This window comes from Paenibacillus sp. FSL H3-0457 (assembly GCF_037981725.1).
Classification (GTDB): Bacteria; Bacillota; Bacilli; order Paenibacillales; family Paenibacillaceae; genus Paenibacillus; species Paenibacillus amylolyticus.
Window position 1 is genome coordinate 5946297 of sequence record NZ_CP150283.1, and the last position, 13658, is coordinate 5959954.

General features: G+C 46.2%; 15 protein-coding genes. 2 read left to right on the forward strand and 13 right to left on the reverse strand.

The genetic code is table 11. The annotated features are described in order from the left end of the window. Positions 1-15 precede the first annotated feature (15 nt). The 3 genes from MHH25_RS26395 to MHH25_RS26405 form a co-directional block, all read right to left on the reverse strand. Entirely contained in the window at positions 16-660 is a 645-nt protein-coding gene (locus MHH25_RS26395; protein WP_017692207.1) for an amino acid ABC transporter permease, read from the reverse strand. 32 nt (positions 661-692) lie between these two features. After that, positions 693-1544 (reverse strand): transporter substrate-binding domain-containing protein, encoded by an 852-nt coding sequence (locus MHH25_RS26400; RefSeq protein WP_076253558.1) that lies wholly within the window; start codon positions 1542-1544, stop codon positions 693-695. A 114-nt stretch (positions 1545-1658) separates the two neighbouring features. Continuing rightward, positions 1659-2291 (reverse strand): TetR/AcrR family transcriptional regulator, encoded by a 633-nt coding sequence (locus MHH25_RS26405; protein ID WP_076253557.1) that lies wholly within the window; start codon positions 2289-2291, stop codon positions 1659-1661. Positions 2292-2529: 238 nt separating this feature from the next. Here MHH25_RS26405 and MHH25_RS26410 point away from each other — a divergent pair, with 238 nt between their 5' ends. Continuing rightward, entirely contained in the window at positions 2530-3315 is a 786-nt protein-coding gene (locus MHH25_RS26410; RefSeq protein ID WP_047841678.1) for an undecaprenyl-diphosphate phosphatase, read from the forward strand. Positions 3316-4001: 686 nt separating this feature from the next. On the opposite strand, the gene MHH25_RS26415 is transcribed toward MHH25_RS26410, so the two are convergent. The 5 genes from MHH25_RS26415 to MHH25_RS26435 all read right to left on the reverse strand — a co-directional run bounded on the left by MHH25_RS26415 (position 4002) and on the right by MHH25_RS26435 (position 7277). Continuing rightward, complete coding sequence (locus tag MHH25_RS26415; RefSeq protein WP_017692202.1) at positions 4002-4328, reverse strand: thioredoxin family protein; 327 nt, start codon at positions 4326-4328, stop codon at positions 4002-4004. 85 nt (positions 4329-4413) lie between these two features. Then, complete coding sequence (locus MHH25_RS26420) at positions 4414-5322, reverse strand: aldo/keto reductase (protein WP_340018546.1); 909 nt, start codon at positions 5320-5322, stop codon at positions 4414-4416. Positions 5323-5501: 179 nt separating this feature from the next. Then, the gene (locus MHH25_RS26425; protein WP_167350917.1) at positions 5502-5672 is read right to left on the reverse strand and encodes a hypothetical protein; all 171 of its coding nucleotides are present in this window, start codon (positions 5670-5672) and stop codon (positions 5502-5504) included. A gap of 215 nt (positions 5673-5887) precedes the next feature. Then, positions 5888-6631, reverse strand: a complete 744-nt coding sequence (gene gpmA, locus MHH25_RS26430) for a 2,3-diphosphoglycerate-dependent phosphoglycerate mutase (protein ID WP_340018547.1) — start codon at positions 6629-6631, stop codon at positions 5888-5890. Positions 6632-6704: 73 nt separating this feature from the next. Then, positions 6705-7277, reverse strand: a complete 573-nt coding sequence (locus MHH25_RS26435; protein WP_074096493.1) for a DUF420 domain-containing protein — start codon at positions 7275-7277, stop codon at positions 6705-6707. Between the two features lie 375 nt (positions 7278-7652). On the opposite strand from MHH25_RS26435, the gene MHH25_RS26440 reads away from it, so the two are divergent. Beyond that, complete coding sequence (locus tag MHH25_RS26440) at positions 7653-8843, forward strand: cation:proton antiporter (RefSeq protein WP_127546622.1); 1191 nt, start codon at positions 7653-7655, stop codon at positions 8841-8843. 226 nt (positions 8844-9069) lie between these two features. Here the strand turns inward: MHH25_RS26440 and MHH25_RS26445 are convergent, their stop codons facing one another. The 5 genes from MHH25_RS26445 to thiD form a co-directional block, all read right to left on the reverse strand. Next, complete coding sequence (locus MHH25_RS26445) at positions 9070-9555, reverse strand: DedA family protein (protein WP_036606861.1); 486 nt, start codon at positions 9553-9555, stop codon at positions 9070-9072. A 13-nt stretch (positions 9556-9568) separates the two neighbouring features. Continuing rightward, positions 9569-10114: a CDP-diacylglycerol--serine O-phosphatidyltransferase gene (gene pssA / locus MHH25_RS26450; RefSeq protein ID WP_340018548.1), complete on the reverse strand. Its 546-nt coding sequence runs from the start codon at positions 10112-10114 to the stop codon at positions 9569-9571. 21 nt (positions 10115-10135) lie between these two features. Then, a complete protein-coding gene (locus MHH25_RS26455) occupies positions 10136-11884 on the reverse strand; it encodes a HAMP domain-containing sensor histidine kinase (protein WP_340018549.1) in 1749 nt (582 codons plus the stop codon). Continuing rightward, positions 11881-12561: a response regulator transcription factor gene (locus tag MHH25_RS26460; protein WP_036606855.1), complete on the reverse strand. Its 681-nt coding sequence runs from the start codon at positions 12559-12561 to the stop codon at positions 11881-11883. Before MHH25_RS26460 ends, MHH25_RS26455 begins: the two co-directional genes overlap by 4 nt. Positions 12562-12810: 249 nt before the next feature. Further along, on the reverse strand, positions 12811-13623 hold the full coding sequence (gene thiD, locus MHH25_RS26465; protein ID WP_017692191.1) for a bifunctional hydroxymethylpyrimidine kinase/phosphomethylpyrimidine kinase: 813 nt from the start codon (positions 13621-13623) through the stop codon (positions 12811-12813). Positions 13624-13658 lie beyond the last annotated feature (35 nt).

Below are 13658 nucleotides of genomic sequence, written 5' to 3' on the forward strand. Positions count from 1 at the left end.
GGTTCTCTCCTCCCATCAGTAAGCCCGGGCCAACCGGCGCTCCACTTGTTCCAGAATGGCCGAGAAGCCGATACTCATAATCCAGTAGATCACACCAATAGCCAGATAAAAAGGCATATTCAATGCATATTGCGATACCAGCAGTTGTGCTGAACGCAACAACTCGGTAACACCAATCGCCGCCACAAGTGATGTTTCCTTCAACATGCCAATAAACGTGTTCCCCATCGGCGGGATGGCAATGCGCACAGCCTGCGGGAAGATAATGCGTCTCATCGCTTGAGCCGGTGTCATTCCCGTTGCATATGCAGCTTCTGTCTGTCCTTTAGGCACAGCCTGAATGGCTCCACGGAACGTCTCCGACAGAAATGCACCTGCATTCAGACTCAATCCCAGACATGCAGCCGTGAGTGATCCCAAGGTCACTCCATAATCGACCAATCCGTAATAAATAACGAATAATTGCACCAGCAGCGGGGTCCCCCGCATGATGGATACATAAAACCTTGCGATCAACCTAAGCCACATCGGTCCCTTCAGACGAGCAATCGCAACAAGCACCCCGATGATGAACGCAAAAAACATGGAGATCACAGTTACATACAGCGTATAATAAGCCCCCTTCAGAAAGAAGGGGATATTCTCAAATACCAGTTCCATGGGTCAAATCTTCCCTTCGCCTTGCAGGTTCATTATTGCGCAGGCTCTTCACCAAACCATTTTTTGAAAATGGTATTGTACGTGCCATCATCTTTCATGCCTTTGAGAGCATCATTCAGTGCTGCTACGAGTTCCGGATTGTCTTTACGAACAGCAATACCTGCCTGGTCACTCTTAATAGCTTCACCTACAGCTTTGATATTCAATCCGTTGGCATCCACAATCGGTTTCAGAGCGTACATATTGTTGATTGTTGCATCAATCCGCCCAGCATTCAGATCTTTGAGTGAAGAGATGACATCGTCATAGGTTTTGATCGTGAAGTCTCCCACTTTTGGCAACACTTCATTACGCAGATATGATTCATCATTTGTACCCAGACCTACGCCAATCGTTTTCCCTTTGAAATCTTCCAGCTTGGTAATATCGTTATTGTCTTCTTTTACAATAATTTTAACTTGGTTCGTAATATACGGATCACTGAAATCCAGTACTTTCTTACGATCATCGGTAATCGTCATTTGGCTGATAATGGCATCAAGCTTCTTCGCTTGCAGACTTGGTGTCAAACCGGAGAACTCTTGGGATACAAATTCAACCTCAACCCCAAGACGCTTCGCAACTTCACGTGCGATATCGGCATCGTAGCCGTCCATTTCTTTCTTATCGTTCAGGAAGTTGTACGGTGCGTATGTGCCCATCATGCCCACTTTGATAACGCCAGCCGACTTGATCTGTTCCAGTTCATTACTTGCCTGTGCACCATTTGTGCTTCCACCATCTGTTGCCTTACTTCCACAAGCACTAAGTACCAGCACGGTCATCAGCAGAATTGCTGTCAAAGACCAGCCTTTACGAGTTTTCGATCCATATGTGTTGTTCATTACGTTAACTTCCTCTCAGTCGTGTATTAATCTGGATGTACATTGGGTTACTTTATTGTGACTAAACCGCAGTTGTACCCATTATTCCCTGCTATTTGTTTAATCATGTGAATCTTATGTGCCCAATAGTCCGTAAAACTCAAAGCTTGCTGCTTCAGTTGCCAGCGATGAAGCTGTCATGGCTGAAAATTTGCTGTGTAACTCATCGGAACCGAACAACCAGCGTGATATCATGCCTTCAATCATGCTTACCAATAGCGCTGCTCGAAGTGGAACATCCATGCCCTTAGGCAACATGCCGAGTTCGATGGCACGTTCCATATTGTGACGAAAAGCAGTTTCCACGGCATTACGTGTCTCTTCGACCAGGCGTTGTACGGACTCTTCCGTCACGATGCCTTTGAGTAACAGTTCCATAAAATAACGATTCTGCGCGGCAAACAAAAACAAGTCAGTGAACAGCCTTTCCGATGCTTTCACCATATCCTCTACTGATCCGGCATCCTTGCGGTACCCTTGTCCAATCGACTCAAGTAACTCCTCCTTGCCTGTTAAGACAATCTCCGAAGCAATGGCTTCTTTACTCTTGAAGTGCCAGTAGAATGTCCCTTGCGCCACACCAGCCTCGCGGACGATATCGGAAATTTTCGTCTGATGGTAACCTTGGGTTGCAAAACGCTCCATCGCTATGCGTATTATTTGGTCCCGGCGTTCTTCACCGGGTTCCAAACCGTTAATTTTGGTCATTCATGTAACCCTCCCGATTGATCAGTCAGTCAGTTAAGTTATATCCTATGGGATAACTAGGTTTTTGTCAATATAGTTTTAAACAAATGGTTACAAGCATAAGTTGAAGTTGAGTGCATTTGTGATCATAATAGGTGATAGCCTTGTTCAAATGAACAGGCATGGTCAAGCAGGACAGCCTGTGCTGTCACCTGCATTTCAAGGAGGAAGAGAATTGGACATTATATCATCCATTATTATGGGCATCATCGAAGGTTTGACTGAGTTTTTGCCCGTGTCCTCTACTGGACACATGATTCTGACTGCCCACTTGCTGGGTTTATCGGAGGACAACGAGTCAGTCAAAACGTTTGAGGTGGTTGTTCAACTCGGAGCTGTACTTGCTGTTGTTGTACTGTACTGGAACAAATTCATTGATATGTTCCGCTTCACCGGAGGGAGCAGACCTTACTCCCGCCGCCTCAATCTGGGACATATCTTCCTGGCGATGGTTCCTGCCGTAGTCATCGGACTTGTATTCCGCGACTGGATCAAAGCACATTTGTTTGGTCCGGAAACAGTGCTGTACAGCCTCGTTATAGGTGGTATATTGATGATCGTAGCCGAACGTTGGAGCCGGAAGAGTGGGCGGATTACTACCCATGATGTCGATGATATTTCCTACAAACAGGCATTCGCGGTGGGTATATTTCAGATCTTGGCGTTGTGGCCAGGTTTCTCCCGTTCCGGGTCAACGATCTCAGGTGGTCTCTTTGCAGGGGTAAGCCGTGTAGCCGCTGCGGAGTTCACATTCCTCGTGTCTGTGCCAATTATGATTGGTGCTACGGGATATGACCTGTACAAAAGTATCGATCACCTGAACGGCAGTGATTTCCCAATCTTTGCGATTGGATTCATCGCTGCTTTCATCGTCGCCATGCTTGCGATCAAGACGTTCCTCTCCATTTTGAAAAAATTGAGCCTGACCGTCTTTGCTGTATATCGCTTTGTCTTGGCAGCCGTGTTCTTTATTATTTTGATGTAATCATTACAATTCAAGTAATTAGACAGGCAAAATCAATGGCGGCCTCACGTTCCCTTGGGAAGCGAGGCCGCCATATTTTATATTGCTATACTTCCGTTACTTCATGTTTCTGTTGCTTCACAATTCTGTTGCTGCTTCAGAGACAGCAATACCCGTAATTAGAAGAAGTCTGATTCTTCATTACTTCCTTCTTTGCTGGGTTGGTTCACTTGTGATGCCGACTAGGTTTACTATGTATCATGGACAACCATATTTATGTTCACTTCTGAAAAGCAGCCTGTCTAATACCACTCTTTTACTTGAAAGTTCCTGTGTTTCTTTCGACTCTTCAATCTCTCACGCAGATTATATCTATTCTCCTTTTGTTCCTGCAGCAATTGCTTCACCCCGATCATCAACAATCGGTATCTTCGGTCATCATTGTGACTTAATTGGTGCATTTCTTCAAAGATTTCATTCTTCATACGGATCTTGTTCACTCCAAATATTCAGTTTGTTCTCACAGTATACATGGGAGCACTGAACAAATTCTAAACAAGCGTTGTTTCTCAACTTCAGTTATTCAAATGCACATTTGAATGCACTTCAAGCGTGCTGGAATGAAACAGAAAAACCCCTTCCTGTCGCAGGACAAGAAGAGGTCTCCTTAGCTAAATTAATTAGACAAACTGCTGAGTCTCGTACGCTTAAACTTTGGATTCAAGCGTCTCCAGATACTCGGAGATTTGAGCAGGTGTTTTAGCCCATTTGCTATGCAGATGTGCGATTTTCTTGCCGTTCTGGAAGACGAGCAGGCTTGGAATGCCGCGTACACCATTCTCTTCGGCAAACGGCTGGAACTTTTCTGCATCCAGGGCATAGAAGGTTTTGTCCGTATGTTGGTCGATAACATCCCCGATAAAACGATCCAGGTTTTTGCAATCCGGACACCAGGTTGTATCAAATTTAATGACGGTAAAACCATCAGAGTTAATTGTATCCAAATATTGCTGTTCACTTTGAATTCTTTCCATATGTCTTCTCTCCCTTATATGTTCCTTTTTTGGCTGATCTTCATTGTACCTCGTATAGTTACAATTGAAAATAGGCTTAATGGAGTTAACGATGCTGCTTGTACAGATTAGCGGGACTGAGTTCTCGTATTTCCTGAATTTCCGCAGGGGTGAGTTCAGGCGAATTCGAAGCAGCAATATTATGCAACAACTGTTCTCTTGAACTGGCACCAGGGACAACAGCTGCTACGGCAGGATGGGATAACGCGTAGCGAATAGCCGTCTGAGCCATACTGCGTTGGTCTGTAACAAGACGACTTAGCCCTTGCCGAATGGTATATAGTTGCTCTGGCGTATAGTCCAGATAACCTTTGTCTGCCTTGGCAGATCCGGAATCGGCAAGCACACCGCTAGCTACTGGTCCACGGGCAATTACGCTGATCCCCTTTTGTTCCAATAAAGGCAGCACTTCTTCTTCCGCTCTGCGGTCAGCAATGCTGTACTGGTTCATCACACTGACGATGGCTGCCCTCTTTACATACTCCCGAATCACATTGGGACGAATGGAGGAAATTCCGTAATATCGGATAAGTCCTTCCTTCTTCAGTTCTTCAAACGCTTCGATCGTCTCTTCGATGGGGTCGTCCAAGGTCCCGCCATGTAGCTGATACAGATCGATGTAATCGGTCTGCAGACGCTTCAGACTTTCATGTACAGCCTGCTTAATGTAGGCTTTGGACGGGTCCCATGACCAGCCCTCTTTGCCAGGCAGACGACGATTACCTACTTTGGTCGCCACAATGACTTGGTCCCGACGCCCTTTAATAGCTTGTCCTACAATCTCTTCATTACGCCCTTCGTCATACAGATCGGCTGTATCCAACAGATTGACCCCATGATCCAGAGCCTCATGAACCAGGCCCACAGCGTGCTCCATTTCAGTTCCAAGTGACATACATCCCAGCCCAATCTCAGACACTATCAGTTCGGATGTACCCAGACGATTTTTCTTCATATGTGCATCTCCCTCCATACGTTCTGCAAGTATCCATTGTATCATTCTTGCTGGCAAAAATCGCATGCCTCACCGAAACAAAGGGTAGTTTTCATCTCACAAAAAAACCTGGAACGACTTCATCTCCAGGTTTCTCATGATCATCATTTAAATTCAATCGATAAACGAACTATCGCAATCTATTTCACTTCCACACGTGGTCTGGTTTTACTTGTTCCATTGGACGAATTGGAGTTTTTCATCATACCCGAGACAGTGCTAAACAGCTTATCTCTTGCTTGTTTGTTCCTCATCAGATAAGTCACACCTGCGCCGATAGCCGTCATGAGTATTCCTCTTCTTTTAGACATGTGCTTCTCCTCCTTCAGGATAAATGTACATCGTGTCTTGCTTGACAATTACCCTGTGGGAACAAAACGAAACGAAGTACAGGCTTGATCGCAGAAAAAAAGATGACCTCCGAATTCAATTCAGCGGTCATCTTCCAATCGTCCTGTTGAAACATCAACCGCACGAGATAAATCATACAAGCTTTCGTACAATCAAGACAAACATCCATGTCCAATTAATCAGATGGCGTTGCCACATGGGTCATTTCTTCATGTTTGTAGGTCGAACCATCGGCGGTCAGATAAAAGTGTCCGATGGGATGCAGATCTTCATCCAATTCGTAGACAAGCGGAATGCCCGTTGGGATATTGAGCGCCATCACGTCTGCTTCGGACAATTGGTCCAGATGCATGACGAGTGAACGGAGCGTGTTCCCATGCGCAGAGATCAGCACTCTTTTGCCAGCCGACACCATCGGTTTAATCTCCGCATTCCAGTACTCCAGTACACGCTTCGAGGTATCCATCAGGTTCTCCGTATACGGGATGGTGCATCCGAGCCGCTTGTACTTGTCCAGATCCTGCACATATCGGTCATCGGTTTCGTCCAGTGCCGGGGGAGATACGTTCACGGATCGTCTCCATTCCTTTACTTGGTCTTCCCCATACTTCAGAGCAGTCTGCTGTTTATTCAGTCCTTGCAGTGCACCATAATGGCGTTCATTCAACTTCCAAGTCTTCGTAATGGGAATCCACATGAGGTCCATTTCATCCAGCGCAATATCGAGTGTTCGGATAGAACGTTTCAGCACGGATGCATAGGCGTAATCAAAATCAAATCCCTGTTCCTTCATGATCTTCCCTGCTTTACGTGCTTCTGCGTAACCATCCGTCGTCAGATCCACATCTGTCCATCCGGTAAAACGATTCTCTACATTCCACATGCTCTGTCCATGGCGAATCAAAACAACTCTGTACATAAACGTGAACCCTCCTTCCATGGAAACATTACCCACAAGTCAAACTAATTAGCACAGTGAAACGTTCATCACATTAATAATATGGTGCCATCATCAGGTATACCACGACACCTGTAGAACTGACGTACAGCCAGATTGGCATCGTCCAACGTGCAATTTTGCGGTGTTTCTTCAATTGATTCGTCCAACCCCACACAAGTGTGAACAACGCCAATGGAACAATCAGGGCTGCCAGTATACTATGGGTAATCAGAATGAAGAAATAGATCGAACGAATGATGCCCTCGCCGCCGTATTTGGACGTCTCTGGTGAGAGGTAATGAAACGTCAGATAGGTCACGAGGAATAACAGTGTTGTTGAAAATGCAGCAAGAATAAATCGTTTGTGCAGCTTCACATTCCGCTTAATAATCGCAATAAGCGCTGCGAGCAGGAAGATGAAGGTAAAGCTGTTAAACACGGCATTAAACCGCGGCAACACCGTAATATCAAAGGTTACATCACCTTTGTAACCAATCGACGGTGCGAAGAACAATAATAAAATAATGACATTAGCGAGAATGGAAATCGTGATAATGATGCCTGCGAAATTTTTATTACTCGTCGGGGACTGAATGTTCGGCTCCCCTTTGTTATTTTTGCCCAATGCAAAATCCTCCTCATATCCTAACTTCTATGTTCTATATCATTATATCTCGCCAATTCCGGGCTGTTAAGTGACAACACTCTGAACAAAAACCGCTTCACTCCCCTATAAAATGCCCCTTTGCGGCTATTTTCACTCAAATCCAATCCGGCTCCCATTTACCGAATCCTTCATTTGTGGTATAATTAACGCAATTAATCACATACGCGTTGAAACTGGAGGAGCCTGTCACCAAGGGCCCCTCTTTGTCTTTTTCAGGCACAGAACGGCACTCTGCTAATGCCGTTCTGTGCCTTTTTGTCTGTTTGAAGCGGAGGATGGATCGCCCTTGGGTTGGTTAACCTATAGACGCTACTACTGGAGGGAAGAACACCTATGGAATTTATTTTGGTTCTTGCACTTATTTTAATCTTTACCAAACTTGCTGGTGATCTATCCGTAAGATTAGGCCAGCCATCCGTTTTGGGGAAACTGATTGTCGGTGTCATCCTCGGACCTGCGCTGCTCGGTTGGGTGGAGAAGACGGATTTCGTTCATTATATGGCCGAGATCGGGGTACTGTTGTTGATGTTCATCGCCGGATTGGAAACGGATCTGGAGCAGTTGAAGAAAAACTGGAAGGCGGCCTTTGCCGTAGCGGTCGGCGGTGTTATTTTACCTTTTATCGGAGGATACGGTTCGGCCATAGCATTTGGTATGTCGCAGACACACGCGCTGTTCTTTGGACTTTTATTCTGTGCTACTTCCGTCAGTATCTCAGTTCAGACGTTGAAGGATATGAATCAACTGAGTTCACGGGAGGGTACCACCATTCTGGGTGCAGCTGTTGTGGATGATGTGCTCGTTGTGGTTCTGCTCGCCGTGATGATGAGCTTGCTCGGCACAGGTGCAGGGGATGTCTCTATTGGATTGTTGATTGGTAAGAAACTTCTGTTCTTTGTCATCATCTTTGCAGCAGGCTGGTGGCTTGTGCCACGGGTCATGAAATGGATGGCCCCACTGCGGGTCACGGAAACCGTGATTACGACAGGACTCATTATCTGTTTCCTCTTCTCATACTTTGCAGAGTGGATGGGTGTTGCTGGAATCATAGGTGCATTTGCCGCTGGTATCGCTATCTCCCAAACCAAATTCAAACATGAGGTTGAAACTAAAATCGAGCCGATTGCTTACGGAATTTTTGTCCCGGTATTCTTTGTTAGTATCGGCTTAAATGTCACTTTTGATGGTGTGGGTTCACAGATTTGGTTTATTGTTGTTATAAGCCTCATCGCTATTGTTACCAAACTTATCGGTGGTGGAGCTGGTGCCCGGCTGACCGGGTTCGACCGTTCCTCTTCTATTGCTATTGGTGCAGGCATGATCTCCAGAGGGGAAGTTGCTCTAATTATTGCTTCGACCGGACTTGCTTCGGGCTTGCTTGATTCGGAATACTTTACCAGCGTTGTGATCATGGTTATTGTGACTACACTGGTTACTCCGCCACTCCTCAAAATCACCTTTGCACGTAAAAAAGGGGAGCAGCGGGTTGAAAAAGGAATTGAAGATTCTCATTTGAACGGGTGAGGTATTGAAATCATTCTGTATTTAAAAGCACGCCGCTTTGTTCCATTCTCTCCTTCTATCTCGAAGGTTGGAAATGGTCAGAGCGGCTTTTTGTATATTCACAAAGTTATCCGTCCGTAGCCGCTACTCATTCAATTTCGCTAAACTCATAGAAAAACAAAAAAAGACCACCTTACACTCAAGAGGTCTTCCATCCTTGCCTGTTGTTACAACAGGCTGTCCCATTTTAAGTTAACACGCCAACATAAAAACCAATCGAGATAAAGACAACACACCAGACGAATGCACCAATGCCCGATACAACTACGTACCTGCCGATTGCCATCTTGCTAATCCCGGAGAAACAACACATCAGATGACGAATGCCTGGAATGAAGTAACCCAGGATGATGGACCAATACCCATATTTGAGGAACCACGACTCCACCCTGCTGAATCGTTTGGCATTAACGCCAACCCACTTGCCGTATTTTTCAACCAGCGGCCTGCCCGCTTTTTTGCCAATCATGTAGCTAAGCAGCCCTCCGGTAAATGCGCCACCAAAACTGACGGCGATGGATACGGAGTAATTCAATACCGAGATGGAGGCGAGATAACCGACAAAAGTCATCATCACCTCATCCGGAATCGGCATGCCAATAACGCCGAGAGCCAGTAGTCCGTATATTGCGAAATAACCATATTGACCAATAAATTCTTTTGCAAATTCCATACTGACTCGCTCCTTATTTCGGTTCCACAATATCCTTCTCATGTGAGGCTAACACTTGTTTTAGAGACGGGAATCGGATTTGGCTCACCATGAGACCGGATAATACAATAATGACAAGATAGGCTACACCATGTGTGAAATAAGGACTCCAGAGTGCGAAAAAGGACATCAGACCTCCCGCAAATGTAATCGGCATTCCGACAAAACCACTGCTTGCTGTCTTCTGACAGTTATAACGGGCCAGACGCAAAGCACCGCAAATCGGAAACAATGCAGTCAGTGCCATCCCCAGCACACTCACTTCAATCATGGAATTCAGGTACAGAATCAGCACGGGTGCTGTTCCGAATGAAACTACATCCGCAAGCGAGTCCAAGGACTTGCCGAACTCACCCTCACAATGCAATTTACGAGCCGCATACCCGTCAAACAGATCAAAGAACATCGCTACCCATATCATCATCACAGCCAGGACAAATTCACCATGAATAGCCATAATGACTGCCAGCATGCCTGAACTCAGATTCCCCAAGGTTAAAATCGATGGTAAAGACTTCATAATATTTGACTCCCTTTCGTACTAGGCTTTAGGAAAAATAATATAAAAACGGACTCCATCCGGTGTATTCTCCACTCCATAACTGCACCCATGCAGATCAAGAATCTGCTTCGCAATGGCCAGACCAAGCCCGGTCCCCCCCATTTTACGATTACGTGAGCGCTCTACCCGATAGAACCTCTCCCATATATACTGCCGCTCAGTTTCAGCTATCTGCTCGCCCTTGTTCTCAATGGAAATATGGACAAAACCTTCACGCCTGCTGATCTCAATAGTTATATCGGTATGTGGTATCGCATGACGTATAGCATTCATCATGATATTGAAAATAACTTGCTCCAGCTTGCTTCGGTCACCCTCAACCGTCTGTTCTGTTGTGGATACAAGCACCACATCCAATCCTTTGTCCTTCAGTTGCGGGCCCAGACGGCCGGCGATATCTTCAATCATGTCTGCCAGTGCAACAGCATCCGTATTCAATTGAACCGCTGAGGATTCCAGTCGCACCAGATCCAGCATCTCTTCAACCATCGTTTCCATTTTGATCGTCTCATCGGCAATGATCTCAATGTAACGCTCCCGTTTGCTCTCACTGACGCCATCCTTCAGCCCTTCAGAATATCCCTTAATAATGCTGATTGGTGTCTTAAGTTCATGTGATGCATCGGCAAAAAACTTGCGCTGACGCTGTTCAATCTCCTGCTTCATTTCCATATCTGTACGCATCTGCGTGTTGGCCTGCCTCAGCTCTTCCAGTGTCTGACCCAAGGTTCCCGATAAGGCATTGAGGCTGTTAGACAGACTCCCGATCTCATCATTACGCCGGATGGGTGATTTCACCGTGAAATCCAGCGTAGACATTTTCTTGGCGACATGGTTCAAGGCCAAAAGCGGCTTCGTTATAATTCGGGACAGGAGCAACGCCAGCAACAGAATCAATATAAATGCCCCTATGCCAAAATACGCATAGAACAAACGTGTTGCCTCATTCGCTTCCCTCATCTCCTGTAGAGAGGTGAGCGAAAAGATCAGTTGTTGCTCGGGTCCAGAACGATGCACTGGAGCAATGGTGATGACATTGCGAACACCGCTCCAGCTATCCATCCATTCTTCATTGAGCATTTTGCCATTCGCCAACGCAAGTTGGTCTTCGGTGGACAACGGGAACCGGCTATCCAGTGCTTGCACCAGCAGTCCCTGCCTTTGACTCCACGTTGCCAGATTGGGAAGAACGACCTCGGTCAATACGCCTGACCATTCCTTTACCGGTTCAATCGATTCCTGAAAACTTTCTGTTCCCCATGCGGCAGAAGTGGCATCCTGGATTTTGAATGGATAGACCATGGATTCGCTGGCCGGACCTTTCACCGTCAATTCTTGCCCATATTTCAGATGGGATGTAATCCAGCCAGCATTCTCACTATTGATAAACAAGGACAAGGACACTTTCACGTGACTTCCATCCTCTTGAAGCAACGTAATGTGGAACGGGTCATTAACCAATCTTCCGGTATTCGTCAAAATGACCAGATGTGATTGATTCTGACGCATGAACTTCCCGGTCTCCTTGGCTAGCTGTAAATCACTCCAATGCCCATTAGAATATTGCTGTTCGAACTTGGACAGCTTTTTCTTCATACTGCTGACCTTTTGATGCTGATAGAAGTCGGGGAACCAGACCAACTGAGCAAAAACCGTCGTCCCATATAGAAGTACCAGACATCCTGCCATGACCAAGAAAAGCTTCATCGTTACGCCATTTCTTCTCATGCTTCTGCCTCGAAACGATATCCAGTACCAATCACCGTCCGGATACACTTGGCTTCATCACCCAATTTGCTGCGCAACTTCTTGATGTGGGTATCTACAACACGTGAGTCCCCTTCAAAATCAAATCCCCAGATCCGATTCAAAATGGCATCCCGGGACAACACAATGCCTGCATTACGTACCAAATAAAGCAACAGATCATATTCCTTTGGTGCAAGTTCCACTTCAATTCCGTCCTTCTCCAGACGTCTGGCCCATGGATCAAGGGTTACCTGTCCGAAGCGAATCACACCCTGCTCTCGTCCAAATGCACCTTCAACACGCTTCATTAATGTCTCTGCACGTGCAACCAGCACACGTGGACTAAACGGCTTGGTAACGTAATCGTCTACGCCCAGCTGAAATCCATGAATTTTATCGTCATCCTCGGACCGTGCAGTCAGCATGATAATAGGTACGGTGGATTGGGATCGAATATGCCCACATAACGTCCATCCATCCATTTCAGGCATCAAAACATCCAGAATAACCAAATCCACCTCATGCAGAGCCAACAGTTCCAGTGCCTGTACTCCATGTTCTGCTTCTATGACGTTCCATTGTTCTTTTATGAAATAATCGGCCACAATCTCACGAATGCGGCTTTCATCTTCCACCAGAAGCACTGTTCTGATCATGGCCGACTCTCCTTTTAGATTTCTGATGATAACATACCTATTCCATGTGTCGTTCATGTGTCCACACATGTTTTGGAATGCTCCCATGATATATACGATTAATATAAGCCAAAAGTTACTAATTTTTATAAAAATTCGCATAAAAAAAAAGCCATCAACGAGCAAGCTCCTGCTCATTGACAGCTACTTGAATGAAATCGAAGTGTGTTATCCAGAATTGATGCGCTACTGCGCGCTCCCTGGCAACACTTAACGTTGTTGCTCCAGACGGTGTGCCACATGCAGTGTCGGGCCAACAAAACGGTTTAGCGGGAATCCGCCGGCAATCGCTTTGGTCACGAAGGCTTTACCTTCACGAACAGCCTCTTTCACTGAAAGACCACGAGCCAATCCTGCGGTAATCGCCGCAGACGTCGTGCAACCCGCACCATGCGTATATCCGGAGCCGACAACATCGGCTTCAAACCATTCGTAGTTCGTTCCATCATAGAGTAGATCCATTGCTTTACCCGGGCTAATGACACCTCTGTCCTTGATCAGAACATGTTTCGAGCCATGGGCATGAATTGCTGCTGCCGCTGCTTCCATCTGTTCCTTGGAGCGAATCGGTCCACTCTTCGCCAGTTGGGATGCTTCGAACAGATTAGGTGTAACCAGATCGGCACCTGGCAACAGGAATTCGATCATCGCTTCCGTATTTTCCGGTTGCAGAACTTCGTCTGTACCTTTGCAGACCATTACCGGATCGATAACGATCTGTGGCAGACCGCTGCGGCGAATGTGTTTTGCTACCAATTCAATAATATCTACAGAACCGAGCATACCTGTCTTCATTGCATCAAAACCGATGCCGTCCAGAACCGTGCGAAGCTGCGCTTCAACCACATTTAATTCAACAGGAAAGACCTGGTGATCCCATGTTTCGGGCTCCATTGCCACAACCGTAGTCAGTACGGTCATGCCATACACACCCAGCTCCTGAAAAGTTTTCAAATCAGCTTGAATACCTGCACCGCCGCTCGTGTCCGAACCAGCTATTGTTAATGTTTTTGGAATCGTCATGGTAGTTGCATTCTCCTTCGTGTCTCAGTTGACAT

What these genes read in the sequence shown, in the direction of transcription:
- MHH25_RS26400 (WP_076253558.1), bottom strand. Translation starts at nt 1,544, where the DNA reads ATGAACAACACATATGGATCGAAAACTCGTAAAGGCTGGTCTTTGACA.
- MHH25_RS26455 (WP_340018549.1), bottom strand. Translation starts at nt 11,884, where the DNA reads ATGAGAAGAAATGGCGTAACGATGAAGCTTTTCTTGGTCATGGCAGGA.
- thiD (WP_017692191.1), bottom strand. Translation starts at nt 13,623, where the DNA reads ATGACGATTCCAAAAACATTAACAATAGCTGGTTCGGACACGAGCGGC.
- MHH25_RS26405 (WP_076253557.1), bottom strand. Translation starts at nt 2,291, where the DNA reads ATGACCAAAATTAACGGTTTGGAACCCGGTGAAGAACGCCGGGACCAA.
- MHH25_RS26395 (WP_017692207.1), bottom strand. Translation starts at nt 660, where the DNA reads ATGGAACTGGTATTTGAGAATATCCCCTTCTTTCTGAAGGGGGCTTAT.
- gpmA (WP_340018547.1), bottom strand. Translation starts at nt 6,631, where the DNA reads ATGTACAGAGTTGTTTTGATTCGCCATGGACAGAGCATGTGGAATGTA.
- MHH25_RS26425 (WP_167350917.1), bottom strand. Translation starts at nt 5,672, where the DNA reads ATGTCTAAAAGAAGAGGAATACTCATGACGGCTATCGGCGCAGGTGTG.
- MHH25_RS26440 (WP_127546622.1), top strand. Translation starts at nt 7,653, where the DNA reads ATGGAATTTATTTTGGTTCTTGCACTTATTTTAATCTTTACCAAACTT.
- MHH25_RS26410 (WP_047841678.1), top strand. Translation starts at nt 2,530, where the DNA reads ATGGGCATCATCGAAGGTTTGACTGAGTTTTTGCCCGTGTCCTCTACT.
- MHH25_RS26460 (WP_036606855.1), bottom strand. Translation starts at nt 12,561, where the DNA reads ATGATCAGAACAGTGCTTCTGGTGGAAGATGAAAGCCGCATTCGTGAG.
- pssA (WP_340018548.1), bottom strand. Translation starts at nt 10,114, where the DNA reads ATGAAGTCTTTACCATCGATTTTAACCTTGGGGAATCTGAGTTCAGGC.
- MHH25_RS26420 (WP_340018546.1), bottom strand. Translation starts at nt 5,322, where the DNA reads ATGAAGAAAAATCGTCTGGGTACATCCGAACTGATAGTGTCTGAGATT.
- MHH25_RS26445 (WP_036606861.1), bottom strand. Translation starts at nt 9,555, where the DNA reads ATGGAATTTGCAAAAGAATTTATTGGTCAATATGGTTATTTCGCAATA.
- MHH25_RS26415 (WP_017692202.1), bottom strand. Translation starts at nt 4,328, where the DNA reads ATGGAAAGAATTCAAAGTGAACAGCAATATTTGGATACAATTAACTCT.